This is a genomic window from Klenkia sp. AC732 (genome assembly GCF_979256525.1).
Window position 1 is genome coordinate 112,473 of sequence record NZ_CEEDOS010000004.1, and the last position, 22,003, is coordinate 134,475.

23 protein-coding genes and 1 pseudogene are annotated in these 22,003 nt (G+C 75.3%); 16 read left to right on the plus strand and 8 right to left on the minus strand.

Translation table 11 applies throughout. The annotated features are described in order from the left end of the window. The first annotated feature begins 1 nt into the window (after position 1). Complete coding sequence (locus tag AC0IVP_RS03155) at positions 2–1,546, plus strand: class I adenylate-forming enzyme family protein (protein ID WP_471754476.1); 1,545 nt, start codon at positions 2–4, stop codon at positions 1,544–1,546. 126 nt (positions 1,547–1,672) lie between these two features. On the opposite strand, the gene AC0IVP_RS03160 is transcribed toward AC0IVP_RS03155, so the two are convergent. Then, entirely contained in the window at positions 1,673–2,746 is a 1,074-nt protein-coding gene (locus AC0IVP_RS03160) for a type IV toxin-antitoxin system AbiEi family antitoxin domain-containing protein (RefSeq protein ID WP_056294517.1), read from the minus strand. A gap of 290 nt (positions 2,747–3,036) precedes the next feature. On the opposite strand from AC0IVP_RS03160, the gene AC0IVP_RS03165 reads away from it, so the two are divergent. The 4 genes and pseudogenes from AC0IVP_RS03165 (at position 3,037) to AC0IVP_RS03180 (ending at position 6,107) form a co-directional block, all read left to right on the plus strand. Next, positions 3,037–4,110: a Rieske 2Fe-2S domain-containing protein gene (locus AC0IVP_RS03165; RefSeq protein ID WP_471754478.1), complete on the plus strand. Its 1,074-nt coding sequence runs from the start codon at positions 3,037–3,039 to the stop codon at positions 4,108–4,110. Continuing rightward, on the plus strand, positions 4,107–4,397 hold the full coding sequence (locus AC0IVP_RS03170; protein ID WP_471754480.1) for a hypothetical protein: 291 nt from the start codon (positions 4,107–4,109) through the stop codon (positions 4,395–4,397). Before AC0IVP_RS03165 ends, AC0IVP_RS03170 begins: the two co-directional genes overlap by 4 nt. Then, positions 4,358–5,365, plus strand: a pseudogene (locus AC0IVP_RS03175) (PDR/VanB family oxidoreductase); the annotation flags it as partial. The gene AC0IVP_RS03170 and the pseudogene AC0IVP_RS03175, both read left to right, overlap by 40 nt. A 10-nt stretch (positions 5,366–5,375) precedes the next feature. Further along, positions 5,376–6,107, plus strand: coding sequence for an IclR family transcriptional regulator (locus AC0IVP_RS03180; RefSeq protein ID WP_471754482.1), 732 nt, complete (start codon positions 5,376–5,378; stop codon positions 6,105–6,107). Positions 6,108–6,113: 6 nt separating this feature from the next. On the opposite strand, the gene AC0IVP_RS03185 is transcribed toward AC0IVP_RS03180, so the two are convergent. Both AC0IVP_RS03185 and AC0IVP_RS03190 read right to left on the minus strand, forming a co-directional pair. After that, positions 6,114–7,730, minus strand: a complete 1,617-nt coding sequence (locus AC0IVP_RS03185) for a GGDEF domain-containing protein (RefSeq protein ID WP_471754484.1) — start codon at positions 7,728–7,730, stop codon at positions 6,114–6,116. A gap of 233 nt (positions 7,731–7,963) precedes the next feature. Then, on the minus strand, positions 7,964–8,317 hold the full coding sequence (locus AC0IVP_RS03190) for a VOC family protein (RefSeq protein WP_471754486.1): 354 nt from the start codon (positions 8,315–8,317) through the stop codon (positions 7,964–7,966). A gap of 82 nt (positions 8,318–8,399) precedes the next feature. Here AC0IVP_RS03190 and AC0IVP_RS03195 point away from each other — a divergent pair, with 82 nt between their 5' ends. Genes AC0IVP_RS03195 through AC0IVP_RS03205 form a run of 3 tightly spaced genes read left to right on the plus strand, consistent with a single transcriptional unit; the run spans position 8,400 to position 10,635 of the window. Further along, positions 8,400–9,689 carry an O-acetylhomoserine aminocarboxypropyltransferase/cysteine synthase family protein gene (locus AC0IVP_RS03195; RefSeq protein WP_056294498.1) on the plus strand — a complete coding sequence of 430 codons (1,290 nt, stop codon included), beginning with the start codon at positions 8,400–8,402 and terminating at the stop codon, positions 9,687–9,689. Beyond that, a complete protein-coding gene (locus AC0IVP_RS03200; RefSeq protein ID WP_056294493.1) occupies positions 9,686–10,174 on the plus strand; it encodes a CoA-binding protein in 489 nt (162 codons plus the stop codon). The genes AC0IVP_RS03195 and AC0IVP_RS03200 overlap by 4 nt, the downstream gene beginning before the upstream one ends. Then, the gene (locus tag AC0IVP_RS03205; RefSeq protein ID WP_471754488.1) at positions 10,171–10,635 is read left to right on the plus strand and encodes an NUDIX domain-containing protein; all 465 of its coding nucleotides are present in this window, start codon (positions 10,171–10,173) and stop codon (positions 10,633–10,635) included. Before AC0IVP_RS03200 ends, AC0IVP_RS03205 begins: the two co-directional genes overlap by 4 nt. Position 10,636: 1 nt before the next feature. Here AC0IVP_RS03205 and AC0IVP_RS03210 read toward each other — a convergent pair whose 3' ends face one another. Both AC0IVP_RS03210 and AC0IVP_RS03215 read right to left on the minus strand, forming a co-directional pair. Then, the gene (locus AC0IVP_RS03210) at positions 10,637–10,903 is read right to left on the minus strand and encodes a hypothetical protein (protein WP_471754490.1); all 267 of its coding nucleotides are present in this window, start codon (positions 10,901–10,903) and stop codon (positions 10,637–10,639) included. A 53-nt stretch (positions 10,904–10,956) separates the two neighbouring features. Continuing rightward, entirely contained in the window at positions 10,957–12,723 is a 1,767-nt protein-coding gene (locus AC0IVP_RS03215; RefSeq protein WP_471754492.1) for a hypothetical protein, read from the minus strand. Positions 12,724–12,820: 97 nt separating this feature from the next. On the opposite strand from AC0IVP_RS03215, the gene AC0IVP_RS03220 reads away from it, so the two are divergent. Then, a complete protein-coding gene (locus AC0IVP_RS03220) occupies positions 12,821–13,489 on the plus strand; it encodes a Pr6Pr family membrane protein (RefSeq protein WP_471754494.1) in 669 nt (222 codons plus the stop codon). On the opposite strand, the gene AC0IVP_RS03225 is transcribed toward AC0IVP_RS03220, so the two are convergent. Continuing rightward, positions 13,470–14,264, minus strand: a complete 795-nt coding sequence (locus tag AC0IVP_RS03225) for an endonuclease/exonuclease/phosphatase family protein (RefSeq protein WP_471754496.1) — start codon at positions 14,262–14,264, stop codon at positions 13,470–13,472. The genes AC0IVP_RS03220 and AC0IVP_RS03225 overlap by 20 nt on opposite strands. Before the next feature lie 125 nt (positions 14,265–14,389). On the opposite strand from AC0IVP_RS03225, the gene AC0IVP_RS03230 reads away from it, so the two are divergent. The 5 genes from AC0IVP_RS03230 to AC0IVP_RS03250 all read left to right on the plus strand — a co-directional run bounded on the left by AC0IVP_RS03230 (position 14,390) and on the right by AC0IVP_RS03250 (position 19,507). Continuing rightward, positions 14,390–15,634: an esterase-like activity of phytase family protein gene (locus tag AC0IVP_RS03230; RefSeq protein ID WP_471754498.1), complete on the plus strand. Its 1,245-nt coding sequence runs from the start codon at positions 14,390–14,392 to the stop codon at positions 15,632–15,634. 53 nt (positions 15,635–15,687) lie between these two features. Further along, on the plus strand, positions 15,688–17,511 hold the full coding sequence (locus tag AC0IVP_RS03235; protein WP_471754500.1) for a thiamine pyrophosphate-requiring protein: 1,824 nt from the start codon (positions 15,688–15,690) through the stop codon (positions 17,509–17,511). A gap of 9 nt (positions 17,512–17,520) precedes the next feature. After that, positions 17,521–18,411, plus strand: coding sequence for a 1,4-dihydroxy-2-naphthoyl-CoA synthase (locus AC0IVP_RS03240; RefSeq protein WP_471754502.1), 891 nt, complete (start codon positions 17,521–17,523; stop codon positions 18,409–18,411). 25 nt (positions 18,412–18,436) lie between these two features. Next, positions 18,437–18,754, plus strand: coding sequence for a hypothetical protein (locus AC0IVP_RS03245; protein WP_471754504.1), 318 nt, complete (start codon positions 18,437–18,439; stop codon positions 18,752–18,754). A gap of 123 nt (positions 18,755–18,877) precedes the next feature. Further along, the gene (locus AC0IVP_RS03250) at positions 18,878–19,507 is read left to right on the plus strand and encodes a TetR-like C-terminal domain-containing protein (RefSeq protein ID WP_471754506.1); all 630 of its coding nucleotides are present in this window, start codon (positions 18,878–18,880) and stop codon (positions 19,505–19,507) included. A 10-nt stretch (positions 19,508–19,517) separates the two neighbouring features. Here AC0IVP_RS03250 and AC0IVP_RS03255 read toward each other — a convergent pair whose 3' ends face one another. Then, positions 19,518–20,297 (minus strand): TetR/AcrR family transcriptional regulator, encoded by a 780-nt coding sequence (locus tag AC0IVP_RS03255; protein WP_471754508.1) that lies wholly within the window; start codon positions 20,295–20,297, stop codon positions 19,518–19,520. 66 nt (positions 20,298–20,363) lie between these two features. Continuing rightward, positions 20,364–20,843 carry a DUF5946 family protein gene (locus AC0IVP_RS03260; RefSeq protein ID WP_157519320.1) on the minus strand — a complete coding sequence of 160 codons (480 nt, stop codon included), beginning with the start codon at positions 20,841–20,843 and terminating at the stop codon, positions 20,364–20,366. Between the two features lie 53 nt (positions 20,844–20,896). On the opposite strand from AC0IVP_RS03260, the gene AC0IVP_RS03265 reads away from it, so the two are divergent. Next, positions 20,897–21,694, plus strand: coding sequence for a DUF427 domain-containing protein (locus tag AC0IVP_RS03265; protein ID WP_471754510.1), 798 nt, complete (start codon positions 20,897–20,899; stop codon positions 21,692–21,694). Beyond that, positions 21,691–21,981, plus strand: coding sequence for a hypothetical protein (locus AC0IVP_RS03270; protein ID WP_471754512.1), 291 nt, complete (start codon positions 21,691–21,693; stop codon positions 21,979–21,981). Before AC0IVP_RS03265 ends, AC0IVP_RS03270 begins: the two co-directional genes overlap by 4 nt. The last annotated feature ends 22 nt before the right edge of the window (positions 21,982–22,003 follow it).

Here is a 22,003-nt window from a genome sequence, read left to right on the forward strand (position 1 = left end):
GGTGCCCGCGCTCGTGACCAGCGAGCTGCGGGCACCGGCCGTGCACCTGGCGGAGGACGTCGTCGGCGACGTCCTCCGCCGGGCCGCCCGGCAGGGTCCCGACGACGTGCTGCTGCGCACGCCCGGGACCGGCGAGAGCTGGACGGCGGCGGAGCTGCTGGCCGACGCCTCGGCGCTGGCCGCCGGGCTGCTGGAGCTGGCCGCGCCGGGGGACCGCATCGCCACCTGCCTGGGCAATGGCCCGGCGCCGGTGCTGGTGCAGCTCGGGGTCGCACTGGCCGGGATGACCCTGGTGCCGGTCAACCCGCGGTCCCGCCCCGCCGAGGTCGCGCACGCGCTGGGCCTGGCCGGCGTCCGGCTGGCTGTCGCCGCCGAGGACGTCGCCGGCAACCCGGTCGCCGACCTCTGCGCCGCGGTCCAGGGCGTGCGCGTGCTGCGGGTCGGGTCCGACTGGCGGGCCGCGCTGCCGTCGGCCGTGCCCGGCCGGCTGCCGGTCGTGGACCCGCAGACCCTCGCCCAGGTGCAGTTCACCTCCGGCACCACCGGCCGGGCCAAGGGCGTGCGGATCACCCACGCCGGGATGGTCGCCACCGGGGCGGCGTTCGCCGACCGGTTGGGACCCACCGCCGGCCGGGTCTGGTGCAACCCGATGCCGCTGTTCCACACCGCGGGCAACGTGCTCGGCGTGGTCGGTGCGCTGTGGGCGCGGGCCGAGCACGTGGTGCTGCCCTTCGCGCCGGACCCCGTGCTGGAGGTGCTGGCCGCCTGCCGGGTGACGATGCTGTCGGCCGCGCCGACCCTGCTGGACCTGCTCGCCTCCCGCGGCGTGCCCGACCTGCCCGACCTCGCGGTGCTGTTCACCGGCGGGATGACCGTGACCCCCGCGTTCGTCGACCGGGTGGAGACGGCGTTCGGGGCCCGGCTGTCGACCACCTTCGGGATGACCGAGACGTGCGGTGCCGTGCTGCAGACCGCACCCACCGACCCCGACGACGTCCGGGCCGGCACCGTGGGCGCCCCGCTGGCCGGCACCGAGGTCCGCGTCGCCGGCCCCGACGGCGCGGTGCTGCCGCCGGGCACGCCGGGGGAGCTGTGGGTCCGCGGCGAGCGGATCACCCGCGGCTACCTCGACGACCCGGTCGCCACCGCCGAGGCCATCGACCCCGAGGGCTGGCTGCACACCGGGGACCTCGCCGAGATGTCGCCGGCCGGGCACTGCCGGGTCGTCGGCCGGCTCAAGGACATGCTCAAGACCGGCGGGGAGAACGTGTCCCCCGTCGAGGTCGAGGAGGTGCTCGTCGCGCACCCCGGCGTCGCACTGGCCGCCGTGGTGGGCGCCCCCGACCCGCGGTGGGGCGAGCTGGTGGTCGGCTTCGTCGTCCCCACCGGTGCCGACATCGACCCCGCCGAGCTGGACGCCTGGTGCCGGGAGCGGCTGAGCCCCTTCAAGGTGCCCCGCCGCTGGCACCTGGTGGACGAGCTGCCGACCACCGCCTCGGGCAAGGTGCAGCGCGCCCAGCTCCGGGCCGCCGCCGTACGCGCCTGACTGCCCCCCGCTGCCAGCTGGCTCAACGTCCGGTTCCCCGGGGCGACCCAGGGGACCGGACGTTGCGCCGCGCCGTGCCGCGGCTCGACGTCCGGGCGTGCGGGGGTGCCTGGCGGCCCGGCGCGCTCACCGCAGGCTCAGCTCGTCCGAGACGTGGCCCAGCTCGACACCGTGCGGGACGGCGGAGGCTGCCCGCACCTGCTCCAGGGTCCGAGGGACGGCGCGGAAGGTCCGAGTGACCGGACCGGCCAGGGCCAACGCCCGACGGATCTGCTGCTCGCTGGCGTCCCACCCGGTTCCGAGGTCGTCGTCCACCAGCCGGACGAACCGCACCCCGTGAGCCCGGAGCAGGTCCTCGCGCCGCTTCTCCAGGAACAGCACCTGGGTGGGGCCGGACTCGAAGCGGGGCGAGACGTACTTGGACCGGCCGTCCAGCTCCACGGCCAGCGCCTGGTCCTCGTACCAGCCGTCAGCGACCTTGACGAGCCGGTCCCCGAGCCACAGCTCGACCTGGGGGAGGAAGGCAGGGAGGCCGGCGGCGTGGAAACGCAGCCGCCCCTTGGTCTCCAGCCAGCTCTCGGCGCGGCCGTCGGCCAGCTCCACGGCGCGGCGCGAGCGGGGGATGCGCGGGACGACGGCCTGACGCTCCAACGTGCGGGCGAGCTCGTCCGACGTCGTCAGCCCCCGGCGCAGCGCGTCGTCCACAGCGGCCACCGCGTCGATCTCGGACCAGGAGCGGGCGACGTCGACCAGAGTCCGCGCCGGGGTGGTCACCGGGTAGACGCCCCGCGTCGTCACCTCGTCCGTGGGCAGCCTCGCCCGGCCCATCGTCCAACCCCGTCCGGACCGCCAGCGGAGAGGGTCGGTCAGCCGGACGGTGCGGGGCGCCCGGGCCGGCAGCGGGAGCCCCCACACCCACGCCGCCGTGTCGTGGGAGAGCACGCAGCTGTCCCGGCCGAGGGAGGTCAGGACCGCCAGCGCGTCGAGGCCCCGCACCCGTCCGGACGACGACACCTCCTCCAGGTGGGCCGCCGTCACGAAGCAGCCGGTGCGCAGCCGGACCCACGTACGCCGACGCACCGCGGTGCGCACCTCCCGCTCCGAGACACCGGCGGCAGCGAGGTCCTCGGTCGTGAAGAGGCCCAGGCGGACGACGGACGGGGCTCGGACGGTCCAGGGGACGGCGAGTGGAGTGGTCACGCGCGCATCGTCGGGTCGCCGTCCCCTTCGTCGGGGTCGTGCGCGGGATCTGTGGACGGAGCGGGCGGTGTGGACGGGTGGGATGCGCTCGGAGACGAGAGGTGCAGCCGCTCCGCCGTCCCTCCGCCCGTGCTGTGGCGCGGGCGAACACCCGGGCGCGGGGGTCGACCCAGGGAACCGGACGTTGCTCGGGTGGGGGCGGGGCTTCCGAGGGGTGGAAGGGGCGTTCCGGCAGCCCGTGACTGCGGTCACCCTGGACGCGTCACCGTCGACGTCCAGGAGGACCCCGCATGACCTCGATCGTCCGCAACCAGTGGTACGTCGCCGCCTACGGCCGCGAGGTGGGCCGGGAGGTGTTCGGTCGCACGGTGTGCGGGGAGTCGATCCTCTTCTGGCGGCGGGAGGACGGCACGGTCACCGCGATGAGCGACCGGTGCGTGCACCGCCGGTTCCCGCTGAGCGAGAAGCCCTCCCACCTGGTCGGGGACACCGTCGTCTGCGGTTACCACGGGTTCACCTACGGCGCGGACGGGAAGTGCGTCGCCGTCCCCGGGCAGACCCGCGTCCCGCGCACCGCGCGGCTCAAGAGCTACCCGGTGGTCGAGCAGGACACCTTCGTCTGGGTGTTCATCGGTGACGACGACCGCAGCGACACCGTGCCGGTCCCGCGGGCGCCCTGGCTGGACCAGGAGGGGTACACCACCGTCAGCGGCATGGAGCCGCTCGCGGCGCGGGCCAGCCTGCTGGTGGACAACCTGATGGACCTGTCGCACGAGACGTACCTGCACGGCGGCTACATCGGGACGCCGGAGGTGGCGAACACCCCGATCACCACCGAGGTCGACGAGGACGCCCAGGTCGTCTACGTCTCCCGGCACATGGACGACGCCGACTGCCCGCCGTTCTACGCGAACTCCACCGGCATCCAGGGCCGGATCGTGCGCTGGCAGGACATCGAGTTCCACCCGCCGTGCTTGTACCTGCTGCACAGCCGGGTGGCCCCGGTCGGCGTGCTCCCCGAGGAGGACGGCAGCGACCCGGGTGGCTTCCACGTCGAGGTCGTCTACGCGATCACCCCGGAGACCGAGCACTCCACGCACGACTTCTGGGCCGTGGCCCGCGACTTCGCCCTCGACGACCAGGGCGTGAGCGACTACCTGGCCGAGTCCAACCGCACCGTCGTGCTGCAGGACGTGCACGCCCTGGACGCCCTGGAGCGGGTGCTGGCCGGGGAGCCCGACGGCTACCAGGAGCTGTCGATCAACATCGACACCGGCGGTCTGGCCGCGCGGCGGATCATCGCGGCGCAGGCCGCCGCGGGTGCCGAGCGGGTGCCCGAGAGCCCGGCGGCGCTGGCCCGATGAGGACCGTCCCCGCCGGCCCCACGGCCACCCCCACCCGGGTCCTGGACGGCGACCGGGTCACTCGGGTTGCCTGGCTGCCCGGCAGCGACCGGCTGGTCGGTGAGTGCTCGTGCGGCGCCTCGGCCGAGGCCGGTGACCCGATCAACCTGCAGGACTGGCTGCTGGCCCACCCCGACCACCCGGCCGCGGTCGCGGAGCCCGACCAGGACGCCGCACCCCACGTGCCCCCGCCGCACCGGGTGCTGCACCCGTGGCAGGCGGCCGGCGAGCGGCGGGCCGTCACGTGACCGCCGTCCAGGAGCAGACGACGGCGGCCGAGCAGGACCTCCGGCTGCGGGTGGTCCGGCGGACCGAGGGCGCCGAGGGCGTCGTCGTCCTGGAGCTGGCCGACCTGGCCGGTGCGGACCTGCCCGCCTGGGCCCCGGGCGCGCACGTCGACCTGCAGCTCACCGAGGAGCTGACCCGGCAGTACTCGCTGTGCGGTGACCCCGCCGACCGCTCGGTCTGGCGGATCGGTGTGCTCCGCGAGCCGGCCGGGCGCGGCGGGTCGGCGTACGTGCACGACCAGCTGCTGGAGTCGATGGACGTGCAGGTCAGGGGCCCGCGCAACCACTTCGAGCTGGCGCCCTCCCCGCAGTACCTGTTCATCGCCGGCGGCATCGGGATCACCCCGATCCTGCCGATGGCCGCCGCCGCCCGGGCCGCCGGCGCCGGGTGGGAGCTGCACTACGGCGGCCGCAGCCGCAGGTCCATGGCGTTCCTCGCCGAGCTGGAGGGGCTGCTGGAGGGCACCGTCCACCCGCAGGACGAGGTCGGGCTGCTGGACCTGGACGCCCTGCTGGGCACCCCGCGGCCGGACACGCTGGTCTACTGCTGCGGACCCGAGCCGCTGCTGGCCGCGGTCGAGGAGCGCTGCGCCGCCTGGCCGGCCGGGTCGCTGCACGTCGAGCGGTTCGCGCCCAGGGACGTCGGCGCCCCGGTGCGCAGCGGCTCCTTCGAGGTGGAGCTGTCGGTCAGCGGGACGACCCTGACCGTCGGCCCGGACGAGACGGTGCTGGCCGTGCTCGAGGCCGCCGGCATCGGCGTGCTCTCCTCCTGCCAGGAGGGCACCTGCGGCACCTGCGAGACCGTCGTCCTGGAGGGCGAGGTCGACCACCGCGACTCCCTGCTCACCCCCGACGAGCAGGCCGCGAACGACACGATGTTCGTCTGCGTCTCGCGCGCGGCCTGCCCGAAGCTGGTCCTGGAGCTGTGACACTCCCGCCGTGAGGACGGCGAACGGCAAGCTGCTGGCCCTCCTCGACGCCTTCACCCGGGAGCGGCCGGCACTGACCCTGTCCGAGCTGGCGCGGGCGGTCGGCGTCCCGCTGTCCACCGCGCACCGGCTGGTCGCCGAGCTCACCGCCTGGGGCGGGCTCGAGCGCGACGACGCGGGCCGGTACCGGGTGGGCCTTCGGCTGTGGGAGCTGGGTGCGCTGGCACCCCGGGCGCTGGGGCTGCGGGAGGCCGCGCTGCCGTTCATGGAGGACCTGTACGAGGTCACCCACGAGAACGTGCAGCTGGCCGTGCGGGACGGTGACGAGCTGGTCTTCGTGGAGCGGTTCGCCGCCCGCGGGGCGGTCGCCGTGCTCACGCAGGTGGGCGGGCGGTTCGCCCTGCCGCCGACCGGGGTGGGGCTGGTGCTGCTGGCGCACGCGCCCGCCGACGTCCAGGAGCGGGTGCTGGCCGGGCCCTTGCGCCGGCACACCCCGCACACCGTGGTGGACCCGGCGCAGCTGCGCCGGGTGCTGGCCCAGGTCCGGCAGGACGGGCACGCGGTCAGCGACCGGCAGGTCACCGACGACGCGGTGTCGGTGGCCGCGCCGGTGTGGCAGGGCGGTCAGGTGGTGGCCGCGCTGTCGATCGTGGTGCGCGGGGGATCGGCGTCCGTCGTCCGGCCCTTCACGCCCGGGGTGATGGCCGCGGCGCGCGGGATCGGCCGATCGCTGGCCGGGTGAGGCGGGTCAGTCCCCGACGACCCGGTCCCGGCCCAGGCTCTTGGCCCGGTAGAGGTGCGCGTCGGCCCGGCCGAGCAGGTCGGCCGGGGCGGGCACGGTGGGGCCCGACGCGCTGGCGACGCCGATGCTGACGGTGACCGGCAGCGTGCCGGTGAGGCCGGCCCACGGGTGGTCGGCGACCGCGCGGCGGACGTCCTCGAAGCGCCGGGCGGTGTCCGCGAGCCCCTCGCCGACGAACACCAGCAGGAACTCCTCCCCGCCCATCCGCGCGGCGAACGACCCCTCGGCAGCGGTGGAGACCGCACCCTCCAGCAACCGCGCCACCCGGCGCAGCACCTCGTCGCCCACCTCGTGGGAGAACGTGTCGTTGACCCGCTTGAAGTGGTCCAGGTCCAACAGCGCCACGGTGACCAGGGCGCCCTCCACGGCGCCCCGGACCAGCAGGTGCGGCAGCGCCTCGTCGACGTGCCGGCGGTTGTACAGCCCGGTCAGCGGGTCGCGCAGCGACAACTCGCGGTAGCGGCGGCTCTGCCGGCGGGCCTCGGTGGTCTCGTACATGGCCTGCAGGGTGCGGGCCCGGGCGTCGCGCTGGACGGACTGCAGCTCCAGCACCTCCCGGCAGTAGGCCTTGTGCTCCTCGAACGCGGCCCGGTAGTCCCCGCCCGCGGCGTACAGCTCGGCCTGCTCGCGCCGGGTGCGCACCCGGATCGAGGTCAGCCCGTGCTCCTCGCAGCGGCGCACGCACTCGTCCAGGCTGGCCTGGGCCTCCACGCAGCGGCCCCGCTCGCGCTGGACCTCGGCGTGGGTGAGCAGGAAGTCGGCGCCGGCGTCGCCGTCGGGGGACAGCGCCAGCACCTCGGGGGCCAGCCCCGGGCGCAGTGCGGCCTCGGCCTCGTCGAGGCGGCCCAGCCCGACCAGCACCCGGGCCACGGTGTCCAGCCGGCCGACGTCGAGGGGGACGGCGTGCTGGTGGGACAGGTCCTGCAGGCGGGTGGAGGCGACCAGGGCGCGCTCGTGGGCGCCGGCCAGGGAGGCCGTGTAGGCGCTGTTGTTGAGGATGAGCAGCTGCCGGTCGACGTCCGCCTGACGCTCGGCCAGGCCGAGCACGTCGAGGTACATGTCCTGCGCTGCGACGTCGCCCTGCAGGCCCAGGCAGTCGGCCATGCGGACCCGGTGGTCGATGGCGACGGCGGCCGGGGCCTCCTCACCGAGCCGCTCGACGGAGAGCACCGCGTGCTCCAGGGCGAGCGAGAGGTCGCCCAGTTCCTGGAAGACGGCGGCCAGCATGAAGTGCGCCCGGGCCAGCAGCCGGGGCGCGTCGTGGTCGGTGGCCCAGCGGTGCACGTCCTGCGCGGTCCGGCCGGCCTCGGCCACGTGCCCGGCACGGCGCCGGACGTCGACGGCGACCAGCTCGGCCCGCAGCTCCAGCTCGGTGAGCCCCAGCGAGCGGGCGGTGTCGCCGGCCTCGCGGGCCCGGTCGGAGACGACGTCGAGGGCGCGGTCGAACCGGGAGACGGCCTCGAGCTCGTCGAGCACGGCCTGCAGCTGACGGACGCGGTGACCGTCGGGGCCGGCCGGGGACCGGGGAGCCTCGTCCTGGGTCGTCGCTACGACGGTCGTCACGGTCCTCCCATCGACACCCCGGACGTCGGCCCCGAGCGGGGGCCGCCGACCCACCCCCTCGGGGTGGCCCGATCATCGCGCACGGGAGCGCGTCCTGTCTCGCCCCGGCGGTCAGACAGACCCGTCCGGGGGACCCCCGCAGAGGGCGGGACGGACGAGGCGTCCACCCGGGTGGACGGCACCCGGGGCGGGGCGCCGGTGTGCCGGGGCCGCGGCGCGGCCCCGGCGTCACCTCATGCGGGCGGTGCGTAGAACTGCAGGTCGTTGCCCTCGGAGTCCTTGAACGGGGCCAGGCGGCCCCACGGGTGCTCGCTGATGCCGCCGGCGAACTCGACGCCCTTGCCCTTCAGCTCCTCGATCTCGGACTCGAGGTCCCCGTCGGGCTGGAAGGTGATGACGGCGCCGCCGTCGGCGTGCCTCGCCGTCCCCTCGCGGGCGTTGAGGCCGATCATCAGCCCGTTGGCGTCGAACTCGCTCCACTCGTCGGTGACCTTGCCCTCGGGCAGGCCCAGGGTGTCCCGGTAGAACGCCCGGGCACGCTCCATGTCGTCGACCGGGACCCACACGCTCGCCACTCCGCTGGCCATCTCGTTCCTCCTCGCTCGGTGCTGCTGTCCCGGTCTCCCTGCCCGACCGGTGCGGGCTCCAACCGTCGGGGACACTTCGGTCATGGCCGACCGAACCTGGGGTTTCCGCACCCGGGCACTGCACGCCGGGGGACAGCCCGACCCGACGACAGGCGCCCGCGCCGTGCCGATCTACCAGACCACCAGCTACGTCTTCGAGAGCGCCGACGACGCCGCGAACCTCTTCGCGCTGCAGAAGTACGGCAACGTCTACACCCGGATCGGCAACCCCACGGTCGCCGCGTTCGAGGAGCGGATGGCCTCCCTGGAGGGCGGTCTGGGCGCGGTGGCGACGTCGTCGGGGCAGTCCGCGGAGTTCCTCACCTTCGCCGCGCTGGCCGGCGCCGGGGACGAGATCGTCGCCGCCGCCTCCCTCTACGGCGGCACCATCACCCAGCTGGACGTGACGCTGCGCCGCTTCGGGGTGACCACCACGTTCGTGCGGGGCAACGACCCGGCCGACTACGCCGCGGCGATCACCGAGAAGACCAAGCTGCTCTTCGCCGAGGTGGTCGCCAACCCCGGCAGCGAGGTCAGCGACATCCGCGGGCTGGCCGACGTCGCACACGCCGCGGGCATCCCGCTGGTCGTGGACGCGACCACGGCCACCCCGTGGCTGTGCCGGCCGATCGAGCACGGCGCCGACATCGTCATCCACTCCGCGACCAAGTTCATCGGCGGGCACGGCACCACGATCGGCGGCGTCGTCGTCGACGCGGGGACCTTCCCGTGGGACAACGGCCGCTTCCCGCAGATGACCGAGCCGACCGAGTCCTACGGCGGCATCTCCTGGTGGGGCAACTTCGCCGAGTACGGCTTCCTGACCAAGCTGCGCAGCGAGCAGCTGCGCGACATCGGCGCCTCACTGGCGCCGCACAGCGCCTTCCTCCTGCTGCAGGGGGTGGAGACGCTGCCCCAGCGGATGCGCGAGCACGTGGCCAACGCCCAGCGCGTCGCCGAGTGGCTCGACGCCGACGAGCGGGTCGCCTGGGTCCGGTACTCCGGGCTGCCCGCCCACCCCGACCACGCCCTCGCCCAGCGGTACCTGCCCGAGGGTCCCGGCGCGGTGTTCAGCTTCGGCGTCGTCGGCGGCCGGGAGGCCGGCCGGCGGTTCGTCGAGTCCGTGCAGCTGTGCAGCCACCTGGCCAACATCGGCGACGCCCGCACCCTGGTCATCCACCCCGGGTCCACCACGCACGGCCAGTTGTCGGTGGAGCAGCTGGAGACCGGCGGGGTGACGCCGGACCTGATCCGCATCTCGGTCGGCCTGGAGGACGTCGAGGACGTGCTCTGGGACCTCGACCAGGCGCTGGACGCGGCGGTGCAGGCGTGACCCGCGAGTGGACCGGCCCGACCGCCGGCGAGCGCCAGGCGCTGCTGGACCGGACCCGCACCGTGGCCGTCGTCGGCGCCTCGGACAACCCCTCCCGGGCCTCCTACTTCGTGTCCACCTACCTGCTGTCCACGACGCCCTACGAGGTCTGGTTCGTCAACCCGCGGGTGACCGAGATCCTGGGGCGGCCGGTCTACCCGTCGCTCGCCGACCTGCCCGGCGTCCCGGACCTGGTCGACGTCTTCCGCCGGCCCGCGGACCTGGGCGGGGTGCTGGAGGAGACGATCGCCGTCGGCGCGCGCACCTTCTGGCTCCAGCTGGGCCTGTGGGACGACGGTCTGGCCGCCCGGGCCGAGGGCGCCGGCCTCGAGGTCGTCATGGACCGCTGCCTGAAGATCGAGCACGCCCGCTTCCACGGCGGGCTGCACCTGGCCGGCTTCGACACCGGCGTCATCAGCTCGCGGCGCCGCCCGCCGCGCCGGTGAGGTCGCCCACCGACGGCTGGACCACCTGCCGGCTGGGCCACCGGCACTGGGGGCTGGTCGGGGCGGCCGGGCTGCTGGTGCACCGGCCGGGGACCGACGGCGTCGAGGTGCTGTTGCAGCACCGGGTCGCCTGGAGCCACCACGGCGACACCTGGGGGACCCCCGGGGGTGCGCTGCACCGGCACGAGAGCGCCGCCGACGGAGCGCTCCGGGAGGCGGGCGAGGAACTGGGGCTCCGTGCCGCGGACCTGGTGCTGGGGGTCGAGTCGGTCGACGACCACGGCGGCTGGAGCTACACGACGGTGCTGGCCACCCCCACCGGACCGCTGGAGGCGGCCGACCTGGAGCTGGACGCCGAGAGCACCGGGGTGGCCTGGGTGACCCTGGCGACCCCCGGCGTGCCACTGCACCCGGGGTTCGAGCGCTCGCTGAGGACGCTGCGCCCGCTGCTGGGAGCCTGACTCAGGCGGAGTACTGGACCGTCCGCGGCCACCCGGGGTCACCGGTCCGGCGGTGGTGACGGACGAGGGCGGCCACGACCCGGGCCCCGGAGGACTCCCGCTCGGGCGGCCACACCCGCAGGTCCCACTCCTCGGTGGCCTCCCGGGTCGCCTTGGGCAGCACCACGGTCCCGGGGGAGGTGGCCAGCTCCTCGGGCGAGGACCCGAAGACGTACTCCACCTCGACGTCGGTCTCGCGCACCAGACGGGCCAGCAGGAAGATCGCCACCCCGCCAGACTGCCAGCCGCCGGACTACCAGCCCCGCCGTGCCGCTGCGGGCCTCAGTGTTCCCAGTCGCCTCCCCGGTACCGGTGCCAGGCCCTCGCGTCGTCCCTCCAAACGCCCCAAGCCAGGCCGATCCCCTCGTGGTCGGGGTGCGCCCAGTGGGTCGACGTGGCGTGTTCCTCGGGGGCCATCAGCTCCCACGGGTCACCCAGCGGCGGCAGCCAGAACCGCCCGTCCTCGTCGGCCCGCACGGTGCTCCGCAGCGGCCAGGCACCGCGGGCCGGGCGGGGGCCGTGCTCCAGGGTCACCTCGGTGCGGTCCTCGGACCACACCACCTCGGGCACCGGCTGCCAGCCGTCGGCGTCCGGGTCCTCCTGAGGCAGCCGGTACCAGGAGCTGCGGACGGCCGCGACGACCCCCTCGACACCCCGGGCGTCGGTCCACCAGCGCAGGCTCGGCCGACCGCTCACCGGGTCGTCCACCAGGCCCGTGGGGTGGCCCTCGACCGCGGTGCGGGCCACCCGCCGGCCGTCGTCGAGCCGGCGCAGCCCCATCCACCCGGCGGTGACCAGGAAGGGACGCCGGTCCGGCTGTCGCGGCGGGCCGTCCATGGCCAACGCCCGGGCCCGCGACTGGCGGTCCAGGGCCTGCTGGGCGTCGGCCAGTGCGGCGCCCAGGGACTCGTCGTGGACCTCGCTCGCGCGCTCGCCCACCGGCAGCACGTGCCAGGGGTCCCCGGGCAGGGTGGGGACCAGCCAGCGGCCCGCGACCGGTGCGACCCGGGCCAGCTCCTGCCCGGCTGCCCGCACCACCAGGTCCGTGCCGTCCCACTCCAGGCGGGGCGCGCCGGGCTCCCGCACGGCGGCCCGGTCGTCGGCCACGAGCCCCCGGACGACCGCCGCGACGGCCTGCCACTGCAGCCCGGTCCCGTCCGCGGAGTGGAACCGGCCCGCGAAGGCTGCGGAGTGCCAGCCGTCGGCGTCCTGCCTGCTGGCGGAGCTGAACAGGCGGGTCTCGCCCGGGGTCAGACCCTCCGGCGGGAGCCCAGCCAGGTCCCGAGCGTGGTCGGAGAAGGGGTCGGTGGAGGGGACCGTGGCGGGTGCCGGGGTGTGCGCGGCCTGCAGCTCGTCGGCCATCCGCAGGGCGTCGGCGAGGCTGCCGTGCGGGGTGTCGGGCTGCGGGGTGTCGGGCTGTGAGGGGTCGGCCGGGGGCGGCGGCCGGCGGACCGCGGACCGGGTCACGTCCAGGACGGCTGCTGCGGCGAGCACGTCGGACGACGCGTCCCCGACGTCCAGGTCGTCGGGGACGGGGACGCCCGCCGCCCGGAGCTCGTCGGCCGCCCGGGCGACCCGCAGCATGCGGGCGGTGCCGGCGTCGGACCCGTCGGCCGGGCCGAGCACGACGGGCCCGGAGCCCGAGGTGAGGTGGGAGACCCGCACCGCGGTCGGGTGGCCACCCCGCCGGACGACGAGCGTGCCCGGGCGGCGGACCGTGGGGGGCAGCGAGCCGAGCAGGACCTCCTCGACCGTCGGGTCGGTGGCCGGGACCGCCTCGCGCAGCCACCGCCGGTGGGCCTCCGCCACGTGGGCGGGGACCCTCCCGCCGACGGCCTGGGTGACCGACCCGGCGATCGCGGCGACCGCGAGGGCGACGACCACCGCCGTGGTCGAGCCCCCGGTCGCCAGTGCGACGGAGACGGCCAGCAGGCCCAGGGCCGCACTCACGCCCGTGGTCTGGGCCAGCGACCACGGCCGCCGTCCGTGCAGCTGGCGGAAGGCGCGCAGGGTCGCGCTCCCGGGCGGGGAGGCCGTCGGGTCGTCCACGCCGGACATGCTGCCCGGCGACGGCCCGTACTGCTGGCCCGTACTGCTGGGCCCGTGCTGCTGGCCCCTGCGGGCCGCACCGGCGCATGATCCCGGGGTGACCGACCGCCGCACCCTCGCCCGCGTCGTCCACACGGCCCTGGCCGTGGTGGTGGTGCTGTCCGTGCTCACCGAGCTGGGCCGGGCGGTCTCCGGGGCCAACGTGCTCGTGCCCGCCGAGGACCCCGGTGCCGGCACCCGGGTCCTCCGGTTCTCCTCCTACTTCACCATCCAGTCCAACCTGCTGGTGCTCGCCGCGGTGCTGCCGCTGACCCGGGACCCCGACCACGACGGCCGGGGCTGGCGGGTGCTGCGGCTGACCGCGACGCTGGGGATCACGGTCACCGGGCTGGTCTACGTGTTCGTGCTGGGCCCGGACCTGGACCCGCAGGGCCTGGGCTGGTGGACCAACGCCGGGCTGCACTACGTCGCCCCGGTGCTGGCGCTGGTCAGCTGGCTGCTCCTCGGGCCCCGCCCGCGGGTCACCGGGGCCACCGTCGGCTGGGCGCTGGTGTGGCCGCTGGCCTGGATCGGCTACGCGCTGGCGCTGGGCGCGCTCACCGACTGGTACCCCTACCCGTTCCTGGACGTCACCGTGATCGGGTACGCGGCCGCCCTGCGGAACGTGGCGTTCGTCGCGGTGCTGGCGGTCGTCCTGCTGCTGGTCTTCCGGCTGGCCGACCGGAAGCTGCCGGCGACCGCGGAGGTTAGCCCGGCCGCACGGTGACGGTGACCAGCCGGTGGTCGCCCAGCGGCAGCCGGCGGACCTGCGGGTCCGCGCCGGCGAGCCCGCCCAGGGACAGCACGTGGTCGAACTGGACCCTCGGGTCCGGCGCCGGCCAGGTCCGCCCGGTGACCAGCCGGCGGCCACGGGTGACCAGGGCGGACAGCGAGCCGCCCAGGTTCAGGTCCCCGGCCACGACGACCGGCCCGGGCAGCCGCGCCGCCCACCGGTGCACCTGGCGCAGCTGCCGGGCCGCGCTCGGCGCGGAGAAGGACAGGTGCGTGCCCAGGACGGTCAGCCCGTCCAGCTCGGCGGCGACGACGGCCCGCGGCTCGTCGGGGAACCACCACAGCCGCCGGTCCCCGGTGCGGGGGTCCGGGGCGACCAGCGGCAGCTTCACCGGGCCTGCGGTCAGCCCGAGGACGTGCCAGCGCCGGACCGGCAGCCGGGACAGCAGCGCCACCCCGTAGTGCGGCCCGGCCAGCGCCGACCCGGGCCCGTGCAGCCCCGGCTCCAGCACCGTCCAGCTGGCGAAGGGGTCGGGGGTGCCGGCCAGCGTCGGGGCGAAGCGCCAGTCGGTGGCCCCGACCGCCTCGGCGACGACGGCCGGCTGGTGCACCCGGTGCGAGCGCGGCTGGTCGACGTCGACCTCCTGGAGCGCCAGCACGTCGACGTCGAGGTCGGCCACCGCCGCCGCCAGCGCCGCGGCGCCCGCGGACACCCCGTCGTCGCCGCGGCCCGAGGCCAGGTTGAGGGTCCCCACCCGGATGTCGGCCACGGGCACAGCCTGCGGGTTGCCCGGCCGGACCGCGATCGTTCGGCCTGCCCTGCGCCGTCGTTCACCCACCGGCCACGGCGCCGGGCTGGGCTGGGGGTCCGCCCACCGACTCCCCGGAGGTCCCCGTGCGCCGTCCCCGCACCCCCGCCCTGCTGCTGGCCGCAGCGTCCGCGCTGCTGGTCGCCTCCCCGGTGGGGGTCCCGTCGGCCGCCGCGGCCCCGGACCGCCCGGTGACGCTGGAGAGCCGGGCGCTGCTGCCGGCCACCGAGTACCAGCCCGGTCCGCCGTCCGGTGCGGCCACGACCCCGGCCAACGGGGTGTCGCCGCCCTACCCGGGTCAGCCGGTGCCCGGCTTCTCCGCCGTCCTGCCGTACCGGCGGGCCGACACCAGCGGCACCCGGCTGTGGGCGATGCCGGACAACGGCTTCGGCACCCGGGCCAACTCCGCGGACTTCCTGCTGCGCGTCTACGACGTCTCGCTGGACCCGCGCACCGCCTCCGGGCGCAGCGGGACGGGGGCGATCACGGTCAACGGCTTCTCCTCCCTCCGCGACCCCGACCACCTGGTGCCCTTCCCGATCGTCAACGAGGGCACCGCGGACCGGCTGCTCACCGGCGCCGACTTCGACATCGAGTCCATGCAGCGCGATCTGCGCGGCGACTTCTGGATCGGGGATGAGTTCGGGCCGTACCTGCTGCACGTGGACAGCACCGGACGACTGCTCGAGCCGCCGATCGGGCTGCCCGACGGCACCCGCTCCCCGCAGGCGTACGACCTGGGCGGCGCCACCCCGACGCTGGGGGCCAGCAACGGCTTCGAGGCGCTGGCGGCGGCCCAGAACGGCCGGTACCTCCACCCCGTCCTGGAGGGCGCGCGGACGACGGACGACCCGCGCCGCCGGGTCGTCTACGAGTTCGACACCCGCACCTCCTCCTACACCGGCCGCACCTGGTCCATCCAGGTCGCCGCCGCCGGGCTGCTGGTCGGTGACGCCCAGGTCCTCGGCGGGCGGCAGCTGCTCTTCATCGAGCGGGACAACACCCAGGGCGCGACCGCGCAGGTCAAGCGGCTGGTGGTCGCCGACCTGGACCGGCCCGACGCCGCGGGGTACGCCACCCGGCGGACGGTGGCCGACCTGCTGACCATCGCCGACCCGGCCGGGGTCTCGCTGCCGGCCCGGCCCGGGGAGACCGGGGTGGGCCCGCGGTTCTCCTTCCCGCTGGTGTCGGTGGAGTCGGTGCTGCCGCTGCGCGGGGACCAGGTGCTGGTCGCCAACGACAACAACTTCCCCGGCAACGACGGGCGCATCCCCGGCCGCCCCGACGACACCGAGGTCGTCGTGCTGCGCGTCCCGGGCCTGCGCGGCTGACCGGCCCGGGCTTCCCGGCCGGGACGGCGGGGTAGGGCTGGCCGATGGCACACGTGAGGACCGTCGGAGAGCACGTCGTCGCGCGACTGGGGGAGTGGGGCGTCCGGCGCTTCTACGGATACCCCGGGGACGGCATCGGCGGGGTGATGAGCGGCCTGCGCAAGGCCGTCGACGCCGGCGACGCGGAGTTCTTCCAGGTCCGCCACGAGGAGACGGCGGCGTTCGCGGCGGCCGCGGACGTGAAGTACGGCGGCAGCGAGCTGGGCTGCGTCGTCGTCACCTCGGGGCCCGGTGCCATCCACGCGCTCAACGGCCTCTACGACGCCAAGCTCGACCACCAGCCGGTGGTCGCGCTGCTCGGGCACACGGCCCTGAACGCGCAGGGTGGCGGCTACTACCAGGAGGTCGACCTGCTCAACCTGGTCAAGGACGTCGCCGGTGCCTACGTGGCGCAGGTCAGCGACCCCTCCCAGGTGCGGCACGTGGTCGACCGCGCCGCCCGCACCGCGCTGGCGCACCGGACCGTGACCGCCGTCGTGCTGCCCAGCGACGTGCTGGTCGCCGACGCCGTCGTCGACCCGCCGGGCGGGCACGGTTACTTCCACACCAGCGCCGTGGCCAGCACCCGGGTGACCACGCCGCCCTCGGCTGCCCTGCAGCAGGCCGCCGACCTGCTCGACAGCGGGCAACGGGTCGCGATCCTGGCCGGGGCCGGCGCGCTGGGTGCGACCGCCGAGCTCACCGCGGTGGCCGACGCGCTGGACGCCGGCGTCGCCAAGGCGCTGCTGGGCAAGACCGTGCTCGACGACCGGCTGCCTTGGGTGACCGGCGCGATCGGGCTGCTGGGCACCCGGGCCAGCTGGGACCTGATGCGCGAGTGCGACGTGCTGTTGATCGTCGGGTCGAACATGCCCTACTCGGACTTCTACCCCGCCCCGGGTCAGGCCCGGGCGGTGCAGATCGACATCGACGGCGCCCAGTGCGGGCTGCGCTACGACACCGAGGTCAACCTGGTCGGCGACGCCGGCCCCACGCTGGCCGCGCTGCTGCCGCTGCTGCGCACCGACCGGGACGGGTCCTGGCGCGAGCAGGTGGGGAGGTGGACGCGCAGCTGGCGGGCCACCCAGGACGCCCGGATCGCCACGAAGACCCACCAGCTCAACCCCGAGTACGTCGTCCGGCAGCTGTCCGACCGGTTGCCCGACGACGCGATGCTCGCCATCGACTGCGGGACGGCGACCAGCTTCTACGCCCGTGACATCGACGTCCGGCCCACGATGCTGGGCTCGCTCAGCGGCACGCTGCTGTCGATGGGCGGCGGCATGCCGTACGCGATCGCGGCCAAGAACGCCCACCCGGACCGGCCGGTGTTCGCCGTCATCGGCGACGGCGCGATGCAGATGAACGGCGTCAACGAGCTGATCACGGTCAGCCGGTACTGGCAGCGGTGGGCCGACCCGCGCTTCGTCGTCCTGGTGCTGAACAACCGGGACCTGTCGTTCGTGACCTGGGAGATGCGCGCGCTGGTCGGCGACGTGCCCTTCGCCGAGAGCCAGGACCTGCCCGACGTGCCCTACGCCGGCTGGGCGCAGCTGCTCGGGCTGGGTGGGCGTCGGATCAGCGCGAAGGCCGAGGTGCCGGGGCTCTGGGCCGAGGCGCTGGCCGCGGACCGGCCCTTCGTCGTCGACGCGGTGGTGGACCCCGACGTCCCGCTCATCCCGCCGCACCTGACCCTGGACCAGGTGGTGAACACCGCGAAGTCGCAGCTGGAGGGGGACCCGGCGGCGCCGCACGTGATCGCCGACGGTGCCAGGGAGGCCGTCGGTGCCCCGGTCCGCGGGCTGCTGCGCCGGGCGTTCGGTCGGCACGGGAGCTAGGTTCCGGGCGTGAGTGCACTCGAGGGCGTCTCCGAGACGTTCGACCCGTCCGCCTGGCAGACCGTCGAGGGGTTCGAGGGCCTCACCGACCTGACGTACCACCGGGCGGTCGACGCCGGCGTGGTCCGGGTGGCCTTCGACCGGCCGGAGGTGCGCAACGCGTTCCGGCCGCAGACCGTCGACCAGCTGCTGGCCGTCATGGAGCACGCCCGGCTGGCCACCGACGTGGGCTGCGTGCTGCTCACCGGCAACGGCCCCAGCGCGAAGGACGGCGGCTGGGCGTTCTGCTCGGGCGGGGACCAGCGGGTCCGGGGGCGCTACGGGTACGAGGCGTCGGCCGGCACGTCGGGGCGGCTGCACATCCTGGAGGTGCAGCGCCAGATCCGCTTCATGCCCAAGGTCGTGATCAGCGTCGTCCCGGGCTGGGCGGCCGGTGGCGGGCACAGCCTGCACGTGGTCAGCGACCTGACGCTGGCCAGCGCCGAGCACGGCCGGTTCAAGCAGACCGACGCCGACGTCGGCAGCTTCGACGGCGGTTTCGGCTCGGCCTACCTGGCCCGCCAGATCGGCCAGAAGTTCGCCCGCGAGGTCTTCTTCCTGGGCGAGGAGTACTCCGCGGCCGACGCGCACCGGATGGGGATGGTCAACGCCGTCGTCCCGCACGCCGACCTGGAGTCGACGGCGCTGGACTGGGGGCGGAAGATCGTGGCCAAGAGCCCGACCGCCCAGCGGATGCTCAAGTACTCGTTCAACCTGATCGACGACGGGCTGGTCGGTCAGCAGCTGTTCGCCGGGGAGACCACCCGGTTGGCCTACATGGCCGAGGAGGCCGTCGAGGGCCGCGACTCCTTCCTGGAGAAGCGTCCGGCGGACTTCAGCCGCTTCCCCTGGCACGTCTGACCAGGGCACGCGTGAGGGGGTCGTCGTGATCGTCGAGGTCCTGGGTCCCGACGACGTCCGGGTCGTCGACGTGGACGACCTGCGTCGTCTGCACCTGGCGCTGGGTGTGGTGGAGGTGGACGAGGCCGACGCGGCTCTGCGCGCGGCCGGGCTGGGTCGGCTCGACGGTGAGACCGGTCACCTCGACGTCGCGGCGCTGCGCGCTGCGGCGGAGGGGCAGGCGACGGTGGCCGACTGGGCGGCGGGGTGGGACGCGATGCTCGCGTACGCCCGCAGCAAGGGCTGGTCCAGCGAGGACGGGGTGAGCCTGCAGGTCCACGTCGAGTCGGCGGCAGCCGGCTGACCGAACACGGAACGAGACGATCCGGTCACGTCGAGTGGCGGATTGAGCGTTCATCCACAACACGCTGACATTGGAGGCCCTCGGTCGTTGTGGTGACTCCACTCGTGGATGCACCATGGGGACGTGACGAGCACGAACGACGTTTCCGCACCGGCGAGCACCCGGTCCCCGGGGCGCCCCCTGAGCCCCGAGCTGTCCGAGCAGCTGGTCTCGGTCGCCGTGGACATCCTCGCCGACGAGGGCTGGGGGAGGCTCAACAGCGACCGGGTCGCTGCCCGCGCCCGGGCCGGCAAGGCCGGCATCTACCGCCGCTGGCCGACCATGGCCGCGCTCGCCCGGCACGCGGTCACCGGCTTCGCGCTGGTCCGCCTCCCCGAGGACACCGGCTCCCTGCGCGGTGACCTGGTGGCCCTGCTGACGCCGTGGACCCGGCCGCTGGACCGTGAGGAGCGCGCCGCGGCCAGCCTGGTCGGAGCGGCCCGCCACGACGCGGACCTGCGCGCGGGCCTGGAGACCGCTGTCGTCGAGCCGCTGGCCGCCGTGCTGCGCGAGCTGGCCGACCGGTCCACCGCCCGCGGTCAGGCCGTGCCCGACCACCGGCTCGCCCTGCTGTCCACCCTGGTCCAGGCGCTGTGGTGGGAGCGGTACACCGCCTTCGCCGTCCCGCTGTCCGAGCGGGAGGTCGAGGAGATCGTCGACGAGGTGCTGGTGCCGGTCGTGGACCCCTCGGCCGCGGTGGGCCTGAGCGTCTGACCCGTCCGGGTCAGGCCGCGCCGGCGCCGCCGTCGTGGCCGTCGTGGCCGGGCACGAACTGGGCCGCCACGTCCTCGTCGGGCGGCGCGTCCTTCTCCAGGCCGGCCACCAGCTGCAGGGCCAGCGGCGCGTCCGGTCGCGCCGCCACCAGCTGGATGCCCAGGCCGATCGCCTCGATGGCGCCCAGGGTGAGCCCGTCGACCTCGGCCCGCCGGGTCAGCGAGGGCTCGGGGCCCATGGCCAGCCGGCGCTGCTCCACCACCATCACCCGGCCGGCGGCCACCAGCACCCCGCTGATCAGGTCGGCGGGCAGCCGCAGGTTGGGCACGTCACCCTCCAGCTGCTGGGTCCACGTGGCGTGCAGTGCCCGGGACAGCTGGTGCTCGCAGCGTCGCAGCAGCTCCCGCTCGTGCACCCGCAGCGAGGCACTGGCCTGCAGCACGTCGACGTACTGCCGACGGTCGGCCCAGCCGATCATCGCCGGGTAGGCCATCACCTGGTGGGCCATCCAGGACTGCACGGTGGCCACCGCGCCGGTGCCCGGTCGCCGTCCGGCGACCGCCCGGGCCGGGCCGTCCACCCACGGTGTCCGGTCGGCGAAGTAGAGCTCCTCCTTGGTGCAGAAGTGGTTGAAGACCGTCTGCACCGCCACGTCGGCCTCGTCGGCCACGTCGGCGATGGTCACGGCCTCGAAGCCGCGCTCGGCGAACAGCCGTTGCGCCGCCTCCTTGACCTCCCGACGGGTCTGCGCCTTCTTCCGCGCCCGCCGGTCGAGGCTCTCCTCCTGCACGGCGGGAGCGTAGGCGGCTGATCGGCCCCATGACCAGCGCACCAGCCGCCTGCGTTCCGACCCGGCTCAGTCCGGTGCGGTCGGGTCGCCGGCCCAGTCCGCGGAGACGGCCTGCGCCCACGAGCGCACCAGGGCCGGCAGGTCCACGACGTCCAGGTCCGCGGCGACGTCGGCCACCGTCGTCGTCCAGTGCTCGGGCCGTTCCGCGGGCGCCCCGGTCTGCTGGCCCAGCGCCGTCCGCAGCCGGACGAGGCCGCCGGGGTCCCCCTCGTGCGGGTGCTGCGCGTCGTAGGCGTCGACGGCCAGCTGCAGCAGGGCCGCGGCGCGCAGGTCGCTGGGGGCCTCGTCACGCAGCCCCCGCACCGTCACGTCGAACAGGCGGGTGCAGGCCGGGGAGGCGCCGGGGTGTCGGGCCTCCAGGTCGGGCCGGGCCACCAGCACGGAGCCGCAACCGGGGCACCGGGACACCAGCGGGGCCGGGCCGGGCAACGGGGGGAGCGGCGGTGCGCCGTCGGCCGCAGAGGGGTCGGACGACGTCGGGGGCACCTGGAGATCGTGCCGCACACCGGTGCCCGCCGCTGGGGGAGAGACTGTGGGGCATGTCGCTGACGATGGGACCGGGGCCGTTGGCCCACGCCAACCGGGGCCGCTTCAACACCGACCTCTCCGCCGCCCCGGCGCACCTGCTCTACCTGCACGAGGTGCCCCAGCGGGTGCGCGGCGTCGTCGCCAGCGAGGTGGTCGTGGACACCGAGCGTGCCGTGCTGCTGCACGAGTCCGGGCTGCTCCCGCAGTGGTACGTCCCCCGCGAGGACGTCCGCACCGACCTGCTGACCCCGACGTCGACCAGCACGCACTGCCCGTTCAAGGGAGACGCGTCCTACTGGACGCTCACCGTCGGCGACCGGGTGGTCCAGGACGCGGTGTGGGCCTACCCCGAGCCCGTCGACGCCGTCCCCGAGCTGGCCGGGCTGGTCGCGTTCTGGTTCGACCGGGTGGACGCCTGGTACGAGGAGGACGAGCTGGTCTTCGGTGGTCACCCGCGCGACCCCTTCCACCGGGTGGACACCCGGCGCAGCAGCCGGCGGGTCACCGTCACCGTCGGTGGGCGCGAGCTGGTCTCCACCGACCGGGCCCTCGCGCTGTACGAGACCGGGCTGCCGACCCGCTGGTACCTGCCGCGGGAGGCCGTCGACCCCGCGCTGCTGACCGCCTCGGACACCCGCTCGGAGTGCCCGTACAAGGGTGTCGCGTCCTACGCGCACGTCACGGTGGACGGCGTCCGGCGGCAGGACCTGCTGTGGTGCTACGTCGCCGCCTTCCCCGAGGCGCAGGCCGTCGCCGGGTACTGGGCCGTCGACGACAGCGCCGACGACGTCGAGGTCCGGGTCGGGTGAGGTCGGGGCTGCTCGCCGCCGGTCTCCTGCTGCTGGCCGGCTGCGGCGGGCCGCCCGCCGCAACCGACATCAGCTCCGCCCTGCAGGCAGACGGGGCACCGGCGGCGTTCGCCGACTGCTTCGCCGCCGGGCTGCTGGACGCCGACGTCCGGGATTCGACGCTGGACGTCTTCGCCGAGCAGGGTGCGGTGGACGACGAGGGCGTCGAGGTGGAGCTGCCGGTGGACGACCTCGCCGTCGCCGACGCGCTGCTCGCCGACTGCGCGGAGACCACCACGACCGGTTGATCCCCGGGCCCGGTGGGCAGGG